Here is a 14,376-nt window from a genome sequence, read left to right on the forward strand (position 1 = left end):
AAGAAGAGGGAGTCTTCGGATTTGTCCAGCAACCGTTGGCATATCACCCGCACGGACAGCAGCCTGACGCTGTCGCGCCGCCTGCCTGCGCAGTTCGACGTGGCGGCGGAGACCGTGCTGATGCCGGGCGACCCGCTGCGGCTGGCGCATCAGATCCGCCAGGATATGTGGCGTAAGCTGCAGGGCATGCGGGGCTTCTCTCCGGTGGTGGAAATCACCGCCACGGGGCCGGGGGCGGGGCAGGGGCTGCGGGTCCGTGCAGGCGGGCAGGTGATGGGCCGGGTGCCCTCCAATGCCGCCGGGCTGATTACCGACGTTCTGGAAAACCCCGCCAACCGGGCCCGCTGGCAGCGCCATGCGGTGCGGCGCCGGGACAAGACATGCCCGGAAACGGGCCCGAAAACGAATAATACGCCCGAAATTGCGGCAAAATTTGACAAGGGAAACGAATCAGTCTCATGATCCGCCTCAGTCAGATACCTACAGCGCGCGCTTTATGCGCTGCGCCAGCAGCCCCGGCCGGAGGAGCCTGGGAAACCGGGGGCCGGGGCTGCGGATATCTGGCTGTTATCCCTTTGGCATTGTCCGTCCTGTCCGCCTCTGCCGCGGAACCGGTTGCGGTTCCGTCGGGCCAGCCCGTGACCCTGGCCGAGGTGCTGCTGGACGAAGCACCCGGACAGGCGGGCGAAACCTGGGCCCGGTTCCGCTTCCTGGCGCCGGAAATCGCCCGGGAAACCGGTTCCGTCAGCTATGAGGCGGCGGCGCCCGACATGGACCATCTCTGCGAGACCTTGGCGGTGCCCTATCTGGCCGGTCGCGGGCTGACCGCAGCCCGGGTGGTGATTTCGCTCTCGGACCGAATGGTGCCTTTTGGGGCGCAGGACCCGGCAGCCACCCAGTTTTTCGAGGCCTACCGCCCCGAGGCCGCAGGCTGCATGTGGGAGGCTTTCTGATGCATCCACAACATCTTGCGGGGCGAACTTCAGATCGGCGGATTCTTGCGGCATTGCAGCCACAGCGCTGCCAATTGCCGCGATTCACATGTGACTCGGTTGCAAACCCCGCTATCCTTGGCGCGGGCAGCCTGCGGGCTGCCTTCACATTGAGGTTGAGGCAGGCGGCGGGCCAAGCCCCCGCAGGTTTCGCGTTTTTTATCAGGAGACAGAAATGTCCAAGAGCATCAAGCTTATCGCCCTGGCCGGCCTGCTGGCCGCCGTCACTGCCTGCGCCCAGCAGGAAGAAGAATTTGTCGTGGTCGAGCCCGAGCCGATCTCGCAAGAGCCGGAATTCACCGGCAAGTACAAGTAACGACCACAAGGGTCCGGCCCTGCGGCCGGCCCTTACCCGCCCGCAGGGTGCCGGACAGGAGGCACCCAAATGCTGAAACACCGCGGGTTCCCGGGCCGTATGCCCGGCACCGATTTTCAATTCACCGTCCGCCGCCCCAATCCCAAAGGGGTCACGCCGCTGACCCGGCGCGAGCGTTTTGCCGACCGCAAGAACGTCGACCGGCGCGTCGATGCCACCTTTATGCGGGCTCTGTGGGAGCAGTTCGGCGACCAGCCGTTCGAACGCGGCAATCTGGACGCCGGCCGTCTTAGCTGGCTGTTCGGCCGCGAGGTGGTCGCTGCCGAAGATCCGTTTGATCCGGCCAGCTACGAGGCGCTGCTGGTCATTAACGTGGCCGTGGCGCAGGCGTCTTTCCCGGACGTGTTTGACTGATGGCACCGTCCCGGACGCATATCCCGCAACAGGCACCGCGGATCTTTCCGCGATGCCTGCCGCTGCGTCCGGGGCGCCGCCCGTCTGCTGTTTCCTCAGAAGTTCAGCTGAACCGCCAGCTGCACCCGGTCGCCGTCAAACGTATTGCCGGAGATCGTGTCGTTGCGCTCGCCAAAGATGTATTCAGCGCTGAAGGTCAGATTGTCGGTGGGGCTGTAGAAGGCATTCACGTGAATGGTCTCCAGCTCGGTAAAGGACAGCGTGCCGGTCGAGGTCGGCAGGTCATAATCCTCGCGTCCGTAGGCGATGCCGACATTCCATTGGTCGGTGATGTCCTGGCGGAATTCGACGGTATAACCCTTCACATCGTTGGCCTGGCCGCCGACCACCGCATCCCCGAGGCCGATCAGCAACGGCCCCAGGGCCTCGCCGTCAACATAGGTGGCCTGGAACAATCCGCCGTCCCAGGGCGTGATGGAGCCGGACACGGTAACACCGGTCTGATCAACGTCAACACCGCCGCTTTGGATGGTGCCGGCAAGGCCGGCAATCCGCGCGGTGAACAGATCATTGCTGTACTGGAACGCTGCCGTGGCGACCGGATCGCTGGAGGCGGCGGTGTTTTCCTCCAGCGACAGGCTGTAGTCGAAACCGTCGCCAAAGCTGTTGCTGTAGCGGACCTGCGGCACCCGGGCAAAGGCAATTCCGACCGGGCCATTGAACTCGACACTGGCGGGGTATTGCCCCAGCGGCATGAAGTTGGTCCAGGTCTGGCCGATCAGCCAGTGATCGCCGATCTGCACATTGGCATGGCGCAGCCGCAGTTCGGAAGTGCCGCCCGAGGCGAACAGGTCGAACTCCAGCTGGCCCTGAATGGTGCCGATGCCGGTCTCGGTGGTGGTGCGGATGCCCAGCCGCGACTGCCGCACGGTGGCGCCGAAGTCGCCGTCGGTGGCATTCACCGGCTCGCCGATGTTGTTGACAAAGGCCGTGTCACCCTGGACGAAATCGAAATCATAAAAGAAATCGGCCTTGACGTAGCCGTAGATGTCGACCGCGGTATTGCCCAGGCGGAAGTCGCCGGGCGCGCCGGTCACCTGCTGGTTTTCCGCTTCCAGCACCTCGACCCGGTTGCGCAGCTCTTGCAGCTCGGATTGCGTGTCCGCCTGGGCCAGGCCAGCGCTGCCGGCAAGTGCAGCAGCAGCCAGGGCGAAGCGCCCTCTATGCACTTTGGTCATGGGGTTATCCCTCCTCCTTATGTGATGTGCAGCCAGACTCCCACGTGCGCAAACGGGGGGGAAATGACTTCAAAGAGAGCCGCCGTGAGGATTTGCGCCGGAAAAAGTGCGGAATTTTCACGGGCTGTTCACGCTGCAGTGTTTGCGCAGGCCAAGGTGCTGGCGGGGCTGCAAATCTCCGCGCCGGTCCGGCGCTGCCGTTCACAGCGCTTTGACGGCCGCTTGTTTGGCCGGCCAGCACAGCGTCAGGGTTGTAACGGCGATGTGACAGGGCTGACGCGGCCCTGCGCCACTGCCCGGTGGGCGGTGCGTGATTTCGGCGTGAAATCGCACAGCCGCCGCGCCGGTCAGCAGGAATCTGCCCAAATCCGCGGCCTTGCATTTCAGGGGCTTACAGCAGCGCCGGGGCTGTGCATCGTGGGTCAAGCAGCGCAGCCACGCTGCTGTGCCGAGCATCTGTTCCGGCCCCTTCGCCTGAACGGGCAGGTACGCGCCCCCATCCGCGTCCTGCCCGTCTTTTCTCCCCTTCAGGCACCGGCGGAAGCTTGCCGTATACTCCCCCCCATGCGGCAAGCCTCCGCCCAACTGAAGGGCGGGGTCCGCACAGCGTTGCGCGCGGCTGTCCAGCCTGCAAATTCCGCGGGGACACTGACGTCCCCGGAAGAAGGAAACTGGACATGCAGGCAAAAACTTTCATCGCGGCCCTGTCGCTCTGCGGCTTTGCGGCGGCCTGCGGCGACACCACTGGCGAACGTATCGTATATGGTGCCGGCGCAGGCGCCGCAGGTGCTGCACTGCTGGACGGCAGCCTGGTCACCGGCGCAGCCGTCGGCGTGGCCGCTAACCTGGTCTATTGCCAGCAGAACCCCCGCAAGTGCTAAGGCCGCCACCGCTGCCGCTGCACTGCTGAACATCCGGCCCGCTGCGGCCGGTGCAAAAATCGCGCAAACGCCGTGCCTGGGTCTGCCCCGGGCGCGGCGTTTTGCATTCCGGAATGCCAAGGACCAAGGGCCAGAATACAAAGGGACCACCTATGTTTGACAAGATCCTGATCGCCAACCGGGGCGAAATCGCCTGCCGGGTGATCAAAACCGCGCGGAAAATGGGCATCAAAACCGTTGCCATCTACTCTGACGCCGACAAGCAGGCCCTGCATGTGCAAATGGCCGACGAGGCTGTCCACATCGGCCCGCCGCCTGCCAACCAGTCCTATATCGTCATCGACAAGGTGATGGAGGCGGTCCGCGCAACCGGCGCCCAGGCGGTGCATCCGGGCTATGGCTTCTTGTCGGAAAACTCCAAATTCGCCGAGGCCCTGGCCGCCGAAGGCGTCGCCTTTGTCGGCCCGCCGGTGGGTGCGATTGAAAGCATGGGCGACAAGATCACCTCTAAGAAAATCGCCCAGGAGGCCGGTGTTTCCACCGTGCCCGGCTACATGGGGCTGATTGCCGACGCGGATGAGGCGGTTAAGATCTCGAACGAGGTCGGCTACCCGGTGATGATCAAGGCCTCCGCCGGCGGCGGCGGCAAGGGCATGCGCATCGCCTGGAACGACGAAGAGGCCCGCGAAGGTTTCCAGTCTTCCAAGAACGAGGCCGCGAACTCCTTTGGCGACGACCGCATCTTCATCGAGAAATTCGTCACCCAGCCGCGCCACATCGAAATCCAGGTGCTCTGCGACACCCACGGCAACGGTATCTACCTGGGCGAGCGTGAATGCTCGATCCAGCGCCGCAACCAGAAAGTAGTCGAAGAAGCCCCGTCGCCGTTCCTTGACGAGGAAACCCGCAAGGCAATGGGCGAGCAGGCCGTCGCCCTGGCCAAGGCGGTGGGCTATGCCTCAGCCGGCACTGTGGAATTCATCGTCGATGGCGACAAGAACTTCTACTTCCTGGAAATGAACACCCGCCTGCAGGTGGAGCATCCGGTGACCGAGCTGATCACCGGTGTTGATCTGGTCGAACAGATGATCCGCGTTGCCGGCGGCGGTGAGCTGCCGTTGCGCCAGGAAGACGTGAAACTTACCGGCTGGGCAATTGAAAACCGTCTTTATGCCGAAGATCCCTACCGCGGCTTCCTGCCCTCCATCGGCCGCCTGTCGCGCTACCGCCCGCCGGCCGAGACTGCCGCAGGCCCGATGCTGATCAATGGCAAGTGGCAGGGGGATGCGCCCGCGGGCGAGACCGCCGTGCGCAACGACACCGGCGTCTATGAGGGCGGCGAGATCTCGATGTATTACGACCCGATGATCGCCAAGCTTTGCACCTGGGCGCCCACCCGGGCTGAGGCGATCGACGCCATGCGCATTGCCCTCGACAGTTTCGAGGTCGAAGGCATCGGCCACAACCTGCCGTTCCTGTCAGCTGTCATGGATCACCCGATCTTCATCGACGGCACCATGACCACCGCCTTTATCGAGGAACAGTATCCCGAAGGTTTTGAGGGCGTTGAGCTGCCCGAAGCCGACCTGCGCAAGATCGCCGCCTCCTGTGCGGCCATGCACCGGGTTGCCGAAATCCGCCGCACCCGGGTGTCGGGCCGGATGGATAACCACGAACGCAAGGTCGGCACCGATTGGACCGTCACCCTGCAGGGCCAGTCCTATGACGTGGTGATTGACGCCGACCGTGACGGCGCCACTGTCAAGTTCGCCGACGGTGCCGCATTGCGCGTGTCCTCGGACTGGACGCCGGGCGACCAGCTGGCCACCCTGGACGTGGACGGCGAGATCCTGGTGCTGAAGACCGGCAAGGTCACCCAGGGTTTCCGCATCCGCTCCCGCGGGGCGGATCTCAAAGTCCATGTGCGCACCCCGCGCCAGGCGGAACTGGCGCAGCTGATGCCGGAAAAACTGCCGCCCGACACCTCCAAGATGCTGCTGTGCCCGATGCCCGGCCTGATTGTGAAGGTCGACGTCGAAGCGGGGCAGGAGGTCCAGGAGGGCCAGGCCCTTTGCACAATCGAGGCGATGAAGATGGAAAACATCCTGCGCGCCGAGAAAAAGGGTGTGGTCGCCAAGATCAACGCAGGCGCCGGCGACAGCCTGGCGGTCGACGATGTGATCATGGAATTCGAATAATGCACCACGGGGCAGGCATATATGCGGACGCGGCGGCGGGGTCTCCCGCCGACGGCTGCGTGCCTGCCCCGCACAGCACGCCCCCGTGCACGAAATCTTCAGGAATCTCTGCCATCCTGCCCGGGTTGAACTTCCTCAAGGTGCCGTATGTTCCGCTTAATGACCGGTTTGCTTTCGGGCATTCTCCTGCTGACGGGCTGCACGCTCGACAAGGAAGAGGAGGTGCGCGTGCTGCTGTCCGAATGGACGGAACTGGGCGAAACCTTCTTTTTCCAATCCTCGTCCACCTGCACCGCTGCGGTTTTCCACACAACGGAACAGCCGCGGATCACCTCGCTGCTGGGCAGGGCGCGATCCGTCAACACCGGCATGAAAATGCTGGCAGACGGCAAGCCGGTTGTGTTCCGCGTGGCGGGAAAATCCCCCAATGCGGTGACCGAGGCGATCATGTCGCGGGATCTGCCGCAGGGTATCGGGATCCTGAACTCGGGCCTGGCCGGCGTCAATTGCATGAGCGAGATCGTCAAGGGCGTCTACTACCGCGCCATCCTGAACCCGCAATCCAACCTTGTCTTTGTGCCGGACAGCCATGCCATGGTTGTGCTCGACAAACAGGCGATGGCGCTGATTTACGTCCGCGGCAACAGCTGACAGCAGGCGCGGCCCGGTCAGCTCAGCCGCCGCGCCGCTCTTCCACTTCGCGCAGCCGCTCGGGGAATTTGTCGATGGTGCGGGACAATTCGCGCGCCGTCCAAGGGTGCGGTTTGCGCAGCTTCACGCCGCCGTCCTTGCCGACCAGAACCAGCATGAATCCGCGCGGACGCAGCTTGTTGCGCAGCGCCGATTTTGCGGCCGGGTCGGTGTCAACCAGCACCACCACATCCCGGGTTTTCAGAACCTCGGCGCCCTGCATCAGCCGCTCCATCTGCTCGTGGAAGCGCGGGTCGTCGGGGCTGTCGGCAAACACCACCACAGGGCGCTGCTTCCACTGGAAATCCTCCAGTTCCACATCATACCCGGGCTGTATCCAATCAGGCGCACTGCCATCTGCAGCCAGGGCCGCAAGCGGAATAAAACCTGCCAAAACAACGGTTAGGATTGCTCTCATGATCTCTCCTGTCCCGTTGAATATATGCGCAGCGGCGGCAAATGCGACCGGGAAATCCGCAACTTGGCCAAAAAACATCATCGTTAACGGGATACTGAGGGGTTGCCGGCCATGATTGTGCCATTCCCCTTGACCGGGCTGCGGCCTGCGGCCCTCCAGAAGAGGTCCCGAAGCATGATGAAAGTGATCCTTCATACCGGTGCGCACCGCTGCGCAACCACGTCGTTTCAGGAATACATGCGCCAGAACGCCGATGGGCTTGCCAAACAGCGCATTGGGTTCTGGGGGCCGTTCCGCACCAGGGGCGGGCTGTTCCACGGCATCCAGCCAGGGCCTGCACGGGTGACCGGCCGCGACCTCGCCCAGCGCGCCCGCGGACGGCTGCAGATCCAGGTTTCCGGCTGCCGTGAGCAGGGCATCCATCAGCTGCTGATCAGTGAAGAAAACATGATCGGCTCCATCCGCGGCAACCTGCGGTTTGGCGATCTTTATAACGGCGTGGGGGAACGGATGGCGCGGTTCTCCCAGGCCTTCGGCAATGCTGTGACAGACGTGGCACTCAGCATCCGCAGCCTGGACGGCTACTGGACCTCGGCACTGGCCTATGCGGTGGCCCGCGGCCACCGGGTGCCATCTGCAGCGCAGCTTGACCGTCTGGTGCAGGCGCCGCGCAGCTGGCGCGATGTGATCACCGATATTGCCTGCGCGGTGCCTGATGTGCGCCTGCATGTGCTGCCGTTTGAAACCTTTGGCACCCGGCCCGAGGCACAGCTGGCCGCCCTCACCGGGGCCGAGGCGCCGCGCACCCACGCAAGGGTGCGGCTCAACGCCTCGCTGTGCCTGCAGGACCTGCGCGCCAGCGTGCCGTCCTCTGCGGCGGCCAAACTGCCAGAGGGCTCAGGCCGCTGGCGCCCCTTTGACGACGCGCAGACCGCACGCCTGCGCGAGGCGTATGCCGACGACATGATGTGGCTGGCAGGCGGTGCCGATGGCATCGCCGCGCTGGCCCATGATCCCGATAAACCGGCGGCGGGCTTGAACCCGCCCCACACCGGACTGACAAGAGGAAGACCTGATGACAAACAAAGACGAATGGCAGGCTCTGGCTGAGAAAGAGCTGCGCGGACGGGCGGTTGACGACCTTAATTGGCAGACGCTGGAAGGCATCGAGGTCAAGCCGCTTTATACCGAAGACGACACCAAGGACCTGCCCCACATGGGCACGCTGCCCGGCGTCGGCCCGTTTACCCGCGGCGTCAAGGCCACCATGTATGCCGGCCGCCCCTGGACCATCCGCCAGTACGCGGGCTTTTCCACCGCCGAGGAAAGCAACGCCTTCTACCGCCGCAACCTGGCCGCCGGCCAGCAGGGTGTCTCGGTCGCCTTCGACCTCGCCACCCACCGCGGTTATGACAGCGATCACCCCCGTGTGGTCGGCGACGTCGGCAAGGCCGGCGTGGCGATTGACAGCGTCGAGGACATGAAAATCCTGTTCGACGGCATCCCGCTCGACAAGGTTTCGGTCTCGATGACCATGAACGGTGCGGTGATCCCGGTTCTGGCATCCTTCATTGTTGCGGGCGAAGAACAGGGCCACGATAAATCGGTCCTCGCAGGCACCATTCAGAACGACATTCTGAAGGAGTTCATGGTCCGCAACACCTATATCTATCCGCCGAAACCCTCGATGCGGATCATCTCGGACATTATCGAATACACCTCCAACGAGATGCCCAAGTTCAACTCGATCTCGATCTCCGGCTACCACATGCAGGAGGCCGGCGCGAACCTGGTGCAGGAGCTGGCCTATACCATCGCCGACGGGCGCGAATATGTGCGCGCGGCGCTGGATGCCGGTATGGACGTGGATAAATTCGCAGGGCGGCTGTCGTTCTTCTTTGCGATCGGCATGAACTTTTTCATGGAAATCGCCAAACTGCGCGCCGCCCGTACCCTGTGGCACCGGGTGATGACCGAGTTCGGCGCCAAGTCCGAACGCTCCAAGATGCTGCGCACCCATTGCCAGACCTCCGGTGTGTCGCTGCAGGAGCAGGATCCCTACAACAACGTGATCCGCACCGCCTATGAGGCGATGAGCGCAGTCCTCGGCGGCACGCAAAGCCTGCACACCAACGCGCTGGATGAAGCCATCGCGCTGCCCACCGACTTCTCCGCCCGCATCGCCCGCAACACCCAGCTGGTGCTGCAGGAGGAAACCGGTGTGACCAATGTCGTCGATCCGCTGGCCGGCTCTTATTATGTCGAAAGCCTCACCAACGACCTGATCGAACAGGCCTGGGCCTTAATCGAAGAGGTTGAGGAAATGGGCGGCATGACCAAGGCGGTCGAGAGCGGCATGCCCAAGCTGCGCATTGAGGAAAGCGCCGCCCGCCGCCAGGCGATGATTGACCGCGGCGACGAGGTGGTTGTCGGCGTCAACAAGTACCGCAAGGAAAAAGAAGACCTGATCGACATCCTGGATGTGGACAATGTGGCTGTCCGCGAGTCTCAGATCGCCCGTTTGCAGAAAATGCGGGCCGGCCGCGACGAAACCGCTTGCCAGGCCGCGCTTGATGAACTCACCCGCCGTGCCCAGGCGGGCAGCGGCAATCTGCTGGAAGCCGCAGTTGAAGCCGCCCGCGCGCGGGCCTCAGTCGGAGAAATCTCCATGGCGATGGAAAAGGAATTCGGCCGCCACCGTGCGGAAGTGAAGACTTTGGCGGGGGTCTATGGTGCCGCATACGAAGGCGATGAAGGCTTTGCCGCGATCCAGAAATCGATCGAGGATTTCGCCGAAGAAGAGGGCCGCCGCCCGCGTCTTCTGGTGGTCAAGATGGGCCAGGACGGCCACGACCGCGGCGCCAAGGTGATTGCGACGGCGTTCGCTGACATCGGTTTCGACGTTGATGTCGGCCCGCTGTTCCAGACCCCTGCCGAGGCCGCGCAGGACGCCATCGACAATGACGTCCATGTGATCGGCATCTCCAGCCAGGCGGCAGGACACAAGACATTGGCACCGCAGCTGGTCGAGGCGCTGAAGGCGGAAGGGGCAGGCGACATCCTGGTGATCTGCGGCGGCGTGATCCCGCAGCAGGATTACGAGTTCCTGTACTCAAAAGGCGTCAAGGCAATCTTTGGCCCCGGCACCAACATCCCCGAGGCCGCCCAGGACATCCTGCGCCTGATCCGCGAAGCGCGGGCGTAACGTAAGTAGCAGGGGGCTCCCGCACCCGCAGGTGCCAGCCCTGCGGGCAAACCCCTTGGCGGCTTAGGGCCTGGCAGTTCACCCTGCCAGGTGAACTGTCGGCATCGCGCGCCGTCAGGCGCGCGATGCCCCGCCCAACGGGAGCGGATGTGCCTTCGGCACAGCCTGCGACGGGCGGGAGCGCTGGCGGTTTTGAGTGTCCTCTCAGCGCCGGTGGCGGGTGCCCGCTTCACTGTCCTTGACGGCAAATCCCGCCTTGCACCCCGCCGCTGTCCGGCTAGTCTCTGGCCGCAAAAGGGGAGGCGCAAATGATACTTGATCACCTGGCCGTGGCCGGCGAAACGCTGGAAGAGGCGGTTGCCCATGCCGAAGAGGCCCTTGGCGCCGCGCTTGGCCCCGGTGGCTCCCACACCCGGTATGGCACCCATAACCGCCTCATCGGGCTGGAGGACGGCCTTTACCTCGAAGCCATCGCCATCGACATTGAGGCCGAGCCGCAGGAGCAGCCGCGCTGGTTTGACCTCAACCGTTTCAAAGGCCCCGCAAGACTGAACAACTGGATTCTTCGAAGCGAAAACCTTGAGACTGAGAAACCGTTGCTGCCGCCACATGCGCAGCGGCATGTGGCGATGCAGCGCGGCGGCCTCAAATGGCTGATGACAGTGCCAAGCGACGGGTTTTTGCCGTTTGACAACATCTTTCCTGCGGTGCTGCAGTGGCAGGCCGAACCGCCCGCCGGCAAGCTGCCGCGGTCGCGCTGCCGCCTGACCCGCCTGATCCTCAGCCACCCGGAGGCCAAAGACCTGCAAGCCGCATTGGACCGGATCCTTGCCGACCCGCGCGTTGCTGTGGAGCAGGGTAAACCTGCGATGCTGGCTGAATTCGAAACCCCGCATGGGCCAAGGGTGCTGCGATGAAAATCCGCTCTGCCCGCCCTGATGATGCCAAAGCCGTCTGCACCATTGCCAACTGGGTGATCCGCGACACGCTGGCCACCTTCAACACCATTGAAAAGTCGCCTGAAGACGTCCGGGAACAGATCGCGGCCGGCAACGGCGCCTATCTGGTGGCGGAACAGGGCGGCAGGATCCTCGGCCACGCGCATTACTTCCTGTTCCGCCCCGGTCCCGGCTACCGTTTCACGGCAGAGCACACCATTCATCTGCTGCCCGAAGCACAGGGGCAGGGCGCGGGCCGCAAGCTGATGCAGGCGCTGGAGGCCAAGGCGGAACAGGCGGGCATTCACGTGCTGATCGCCTGTGTCAGCAGTGCCAATCCCGCAGCAATCGCTTTCCATGCAGCTATGGGCTATGTGGAAACCGCAAGGATGCCGGAACTGGGTTGCAAGCAGGGGCGCTGGCTCGACACTGTTTTCATGCAGAAAATCCTGACGCCCGGTATTCCCGCCCCTGACAACCCCGGCAAAGACGCATAGGCTGGCATCATGTCACTTTGGACCCGCATATCCGACGCGCTGGCAGCCCTTGCCGCAGGCGAAAGCCTGTCGGAAGTCTTTGACCGCTTGCGCGCACCGCCCGAACGCACCGTGGCCTTTGCCATTGCCGTCATCGCCCTTGGCGCCAAGATGGCCAAGGCCGACGGGCAGGTCACCCGCGACGAAGTGGCCGCCTTCCGCGAGGTGTTCCAGATCGCCCGCGATGATGAAACAGGTGCTGCCCGCGTCTTTGACATGGCGCGCACCGATGTGGCCGGCTACCAGGAATACGCCCGCCGCATCCACAGCATGTTTGCCGATGACCCCACCACGCTGTGCGACCTGATGGAGGGGCTGTTTCATATCGCCATGGCCGATGGCTTCTATCACCCCGGCGAGAATGAATTCCTGGAGGAAGTAAGCCGCATCTTCGGCCAGACTCCGCAGCAGTTCCAGGCGCTTAGGGCGCGGTTTGTGCCGGATGCGCCCAAGGACCCCTATACTGTGCTGGGTGTCAGCCCGGATATGGCCATGAACGAGATCCGCAAGCATTGGCGCAAGCTGGTGCGCGACACCCACCCGGATGCGATGATCGCCCGCGGGGTGCCCGAAGAGGCCGTGCGGCTGGCGGAGAAGCGGATGATCGACATCAACCGCGCCTGGGATGAAATCAATGGATGCTGCGGCAATGCGGCTGGCAACCTATAATATCGAATGGTTCGCCAACCTGTTTGATGCAGAGGATAATCTGCTGCTTGACGGCGAACGTTCCTCCCGCCACGGGGTCGACCGATACACCCAGGGCCACGCCATCGCCCATGTGCTGCGCCGCATTGATGCCGATGCGGTGATGGTGGTGGAGGCGCCCAATACCGGCCGCAGCCAGCGCACCACCCGCGCGTTGGAGCGCTTTGCGGCTGAAGCCGGGCTCAGAGCGCGCGAGGCCGTCAGCGGCTTTGCCAACGACACCCAGCAGGAAATTGCACTGCTGTTTGATCCGGATGTTCTGGACGCCCGCCATGATCCCCGCGCCACGGCGGATGCGCCGCGGTTTGACGGGGTGTTCGGCATTGACCTCGACATCGACGCCCAGGCCGATCAAGTGCGGTTTTCCAAGCCGCCGCTGGAACTGGCGGTGACCACCAAAGGCGGCACGCCGCTGCGGATGATCGGCGCGCATCTGAAATCCAAGGCGCCGCATGGTGCCCGGACCAGGAACGAGGTCGCCACTGTCTCCATCGCCAACCGGCGCAAGCAGCTAGCACAGGCGATCTGGCTGCACCGGCGGGTGGCGGAACATGCCGCAGCGGGGGAACATTTGGTGGTTCTGGGGGATCTGAACGACGGCCCAGGCCTGGATGAATTTGAGAAACTGTTCGGCCAGTCCTCGGTTGAGATCGTGATGGGCAGCCTGCTGAACGACCCCAACGCGCAAAGCCTCTTGCGTCCGCGCGCCACCGTTCTGCCCAGCACCTCGCGGTTCTACAATCCTGAAACAAAACGCTATTTCTGCGCGCTTTTGGATTATGTGATGATCTCGCACAGCCTGATGGGGCAGCAGCCCAAGTGGCGCATCTGGCACCCGTTCGAGGACGCGGAATGCTATGGCGATGCGGAGTTGCGCCAGGCGCTGCTGAATGCCTCGGATCATTTCCCGGTGACGCTGGATATCGCGCTGGCGTGAGGTGGCGGAGACTTGCAGCTTAAAGATAATGAAACGATATCTGCCGAAGACGCCAAGTGCAGAGAAGAGCCCTTCTTACCGAATGCTGCATCGCAGTGCTTCATCCGAAAAATCTCTTTACAGTGTGATAAGGCTGTGGCTGGCTGATTGTAAAATCAGGAAGGTGTTTCAATGGATTTTCAAATTTGGTTGGCGTTTGTCGCCGCCTCAACCGCGCTTCTTCTTATTCCTGGGCCAACGGTTCTGCTCGTCCTCAGCTACGCTATGAGCCAAGGTAAGAGAGTGGCTCTCGCAACCGTCGGTGGTGTTGCGTTAGGTGACTTGATCGCGATGTCTGCTTCGCTCGCTGGTTTGGGTGCTTTAGTCCTCGCGTCCGCAACCCTTTTCACTGCTTTAAAGTGGGTGGGTGCCGTTTATCTCGTCTATCTGGGGATAAAACTTTTCCGCAGTGCATCAATGGCTTCACTCGGAGACATTGAAAAAGTGACCGAAGCACGAGCTTCCAGCGTTTTCGGCCACGCGGCAGCTGTGACCGCACTCAATCCGAAGTCCATCGTCTTCTTCATCGCTTTCGTGCCTCAGTTCATTGTCGTGGACAGCCCACTTCTCCCGCAATTCGCGATATTGGTGGCAACATTCGTAGGATTGGCGGCGATCAACGCGCTCGCATATGCGATCCTGGCGGACAAACTCAGGGCGAAGATTGCACGGCCATCGGTATTGGCATGGTTCTCTCGGTTGGGCGGTGGCGCACTCGTTGCGATGGGGGTTGCAACAGCGACATTCAAGCGAGCGCAATAGCGAACGGGAACGGCAGCCAAGTCCGCTGACCGGTCCACCAGCTCCCGCGCGGCATTGGAATGCAGCCCCTGTTACCCCCGGCAACACGTCCCTATATTGGCACT

The 14,376-nt window shown here is 63.1% G+C and carries 16 protein-coding genes; 14 read left to right on the forward strand and 2 right to left on the reverse strand.

Translation table 11 applies throughout. The features are described 5' to 3' along the window. Positions 1-21: 21 nt before the first annotated feature. From L1069_RS06320 to L1069_RS06335, 4 genes are all read left to right on the forward strand, one after another. Positions 22-462, forward strand: a complete 441-nt coding sequence (locus tag L1069_RS06320; RefSeq protein ID WP_237455088.1) for a hypothetical protein — start codon at positions 22-24, stop codon at positions 460-462. 113 nt (positions 463-575) lie between these two features. Next, a complete protein-coding gene (locus L1069_RS06325; protein WP_237455089.1) occupies positions 576-953 on the forward strand; it encodes a DUF6497 family protein in 378 nt (125 codons plus the stop codon). A 214-nt stretch (positions 954-1,167) separates the two neighbouring features. Further along, complete coding sequence (locus tag L1069_RS06330) at positions 1,168-1,308, forward strand: hypothetical protein (RefSeq protein WP_024089507.1); 141 nt, start codon at positions 1,168-1,170, stop codon at positions 1,306-1,308. Between the two features lie 69 nt (positions 1,309-1,377). Beyond that, positions 1,378-1,722, forward strand: coding sequence for a hypothetical protein (locus L1069_RS06335; protein WP_134830166.1), 345 nt, complete (start codon positions 1,378-1,380; stop codon positions 1,720-1,722). Between the two features lie 95 nt (positions 1,723-1,817). Here the strand turns inward: L1069_RS06335 and L1069_RS06340 are convergent, their stop codons facing one another. Continuing rightward, entirely contained in the window at positions 1,818-2,960 is a 1,143-nt protein-coding gene (locus L1069_RS06340; RefSeq protein ID WP_129370420.1) for a DcaP family trimeric outer membrane transporter, read from the reverse strand. Between the two features lie 677 nt (positions 2,961-3,637). Here L1069_RS06340 and L1069_RS06345 point away from each other — a divergent pair. From L1069_RS06345 to L1069_RS06355, 3 genes are all read left to right on the forward strand, one after another. Then, positions 3,638-3,841, forward strand: a complete 204-nt coding sequence (locus tag L1069_RS06345; RefSeq protein ID WP_237455090.1) for a hypothetical protein — start codon at positions 3,638-3,640, stop codon at positions 3,839-3,841. A gap of 152 nt (positions 3,842-3,993) precedes the next feature. Next, complete coding sequence (locus tag L1069_RS06350) at positions 3,994-6,039, forward strand: acetyl/propionyl/methylcrotonyl-CoA carboxylase subunit alpha (protein WP_129370422.1); 2,046 nt, start codon at positions 3,994-3,996, stop codon at positions 6,037-6,039. Positions 6,040-6,198: 159 nt separating this feature from the next. After that, the gene (locus L1069_RS06355) at positions 6,199-6,690 is read left to right on the forward strand and encodes a hypothetical protein (RefSeq protein WP_237455091.1); all 492 of its coding nucleotides are present in this window, start codon (positions 6,199-6,201) and stop codon (positions 6,688-6,690) included. A gap of 22 nt (positions 6,691-6,712) precedes the next feature. On the opposite strand, the gene L1069_RS06360 is transcribed toward L1069_RS06355, so the two are convergent. Then, positions 6,713-7,147 carry a DUF4174 domain-containing protein gene (locus tag L1069_RS06360; protein WP_134830164.1) on the reverse strand — a complete coding sequence of 145 codons (435 nt, stop codon included), beginning with the start codon at positions 7,145-7,147 and terminating at the stop codon, positions 6,713-6,715. 174 nt (positions 7,148-7,321) lie between these two features. On the opposite strand from L1069_RS06360, the gene L1069_RS06365 reads away from it, so the two are divergent. The 7 genes from L1069_RS06365 (at position 7,322) to L1069_RS06395 (ending at position 14,272) form a co-directional block, all read left to right on the forward strand. Then, on the forward strand, positions 7,322-8,257 hold the full coding sequence (locus tag L1069_RS06365) for a hypothetical protein (protein WP_343328043.1): 936 nt from the start codon (positions 7,322-7,324) through the stop codon (positions 8,255-8,257). Continuing rightward, the gene (gene scpA, locus L1069_RS06370; RefSeq protein ID WP_237455092.1) at positions 8,223-10,352 is read left to right on the forward strand and encodes a methylmalonyl-CoA mutase; all 2,130 of its coding nucleotides are present in this window, start codon (positions 8,223-8,225) and stop codon (positions 10,350-10,352) included. The genes L1069_RS06365 and scpA overlap by 35 nt, the downstream gene beginning before the upstream one ends. A 308-nt stretch (positions 10,353-10,660) precedes the next feature. After that, a complete protein-coding gene (locus L1069_RS06375) occupies positions 10,661-11,269 on the forward strand; it encodes a VOC family protein (protein WP_237455093.1) in 609 nt (202 codons plus the stop codon). Continuing rightward, positions 11,266-11,787 (forward strand): GNAT family N-acetyltransferase, encoded by a 522-nt coding sequence (locus tag L1069_RS06380; protein WP_237455094.1) that lies wholly within the window; start codon positions 11,266-11,268, stop codon positions 11,785-11,787. Before L1069_RS06375 ends, L1069_RS06380 begins: the two co-directional genes overlap by 4 nt. Before the next feature lie 9 nt (positions 11,788-11,796). Next, on the forward strand, positions 11,797-12,495 hold the full coding sequence (locus L1069_RS06385) for a molecular chaperone DjiA (RefSeq protein ID WP_237455095.1): 699 nt from the start codon (positions 11,797-11,799) through the stop codon (positions 12,493-12,495). Beyond that, positions 12,476-13,471, forward strand: a complete 996-nt coding sequence (locus tag L1069_RS06390) for an endonuclease/exonuclease/phosphatase family protein (RefSeq protein ID WP_129372868.1) — start codon at positions 12,476-12,478, stop codon at positions 13,469-13,471. The genes L1069_RS06385 and L1069_RS06390 overlap by 20 nt, the downstream gene beginning before the upstream one ends. 171 nt (positions 13,472-13,642) lie before the next feature. Further along, positions 13,643-14,272 (forward strand): LysE family translocator, encoded by a 630-nt coding sequence (locus tag L1069_RS06395; RefSeq protein WP_237455096.1) that lies wholly within the window; start codon positions 13,643-13,645, stop codon positions 14,270-14,272. The last annotated feature ends 104 nt before the right edge of the window (positions 14,273-14,376 follow it).

Origin of the sequence: Leisingera sp. MMG026 (assembly GCF_021654205.1) — a bacterium.
Lineage (GTDB): Bacteria > Pseudomonadota > Alphaproteobacteria > Rhodobacterales > Rhodobacteraceae > Leisingera.

Coding starts and splice junctions, on each gene's coding strand:
- L1069_RS06330 (WP_024089507.1), top strand. CDS start 1,168: ATGTCCAAGAGCATCAAGCTTATCGCCCTGGCCGGCCTGCTGGCCGCC.
- L1069_RS06335 (WP_134830166.1), top strand. CDS start 1,378: ATGCTGAAACACCGCGGGTTCCCGGGCCGTATGCCCGGCACCGATTTT.
- L1069_RS06340 (WP_129370420.1), bottom strand. CDS start 2,960: ATGACCAAAGTGCATAGAGGGCGCTTCGCCCTGGCTGCTGCTGCACTT.
- L1069_RS06345 (WP_237455090.1), top strand. CDS start 3,638: ATGCAGGCAAAAACTTTCATCGCGGCCCTGTCGCTCTGCGGCTTTGCG.
- L1069_RS06350 (WP_129370422.1), top strand. CDS start 3,994: ATGTTTGACAAGATCCTGATCGCCAACCGGGGCGAAATCGCCTGCCGG.
- L1069_RS06355 (WP_237455091.1), top strand. CDS start 6,199: ATGACCGGTTTGCTTTCGGGCATTCTCCTGCTGACGGGCTGCACGCTC.
- L1069_RS06360 (WP_134830164.1), bottom strand. CDS start 7,147: ATGAGAGCAATCCTAACCGTTGTTTTGGCAGGTTTTATTCCGCTTGCG.
- L1069_RS06365 (WP_343328043.1), top strand. CDS start 7,322: ATGATGAAAGTGATCCTTCATACCGGTGCGCACCGCTGCGCAACCACG.
- scpA (WP_237455092.1), top strand. CDS start 8,223: ATGACAAACAAAGACGAATGGCAGGCTCTGGCTGAGAAAGAGCTGCGC.
- L1069_RS06375 (WP_237455093.1), top strand. CDS start 10,661: ATGATACTTGATCACCTGGCCGTGGCCGGCGAAACGCTGGAAGAGGCG.
- L1069_RS06380 (WP_237455094.1), top strand. CDS start 11,266: ATGAAAATCCGCTCTGCCCGCCCTGATGATGCCAAAGCCGTCTGCACC.
- L1069_RS06385 (WP_237455095.1), top strand. CDS start 11,797: ATGTCACTTTGGACCCGCATATCCGACGCGCTGGCAGCCCTTGCCGCA.
- L1069_RS06390 (WP_129372868.1), top strand. CDS start 12,476: ATGCGGCTGGCAACCTATAATATCGAATGGTTCGCCAACCTGTTTGAT.
- L1069_RS06395 (WP_237455096.1), top strand. CDS start 13,643: ATGGATTTTCAAATTTGGTTGGCGTTTGTCGCCGCCTCAACCGCGCTT.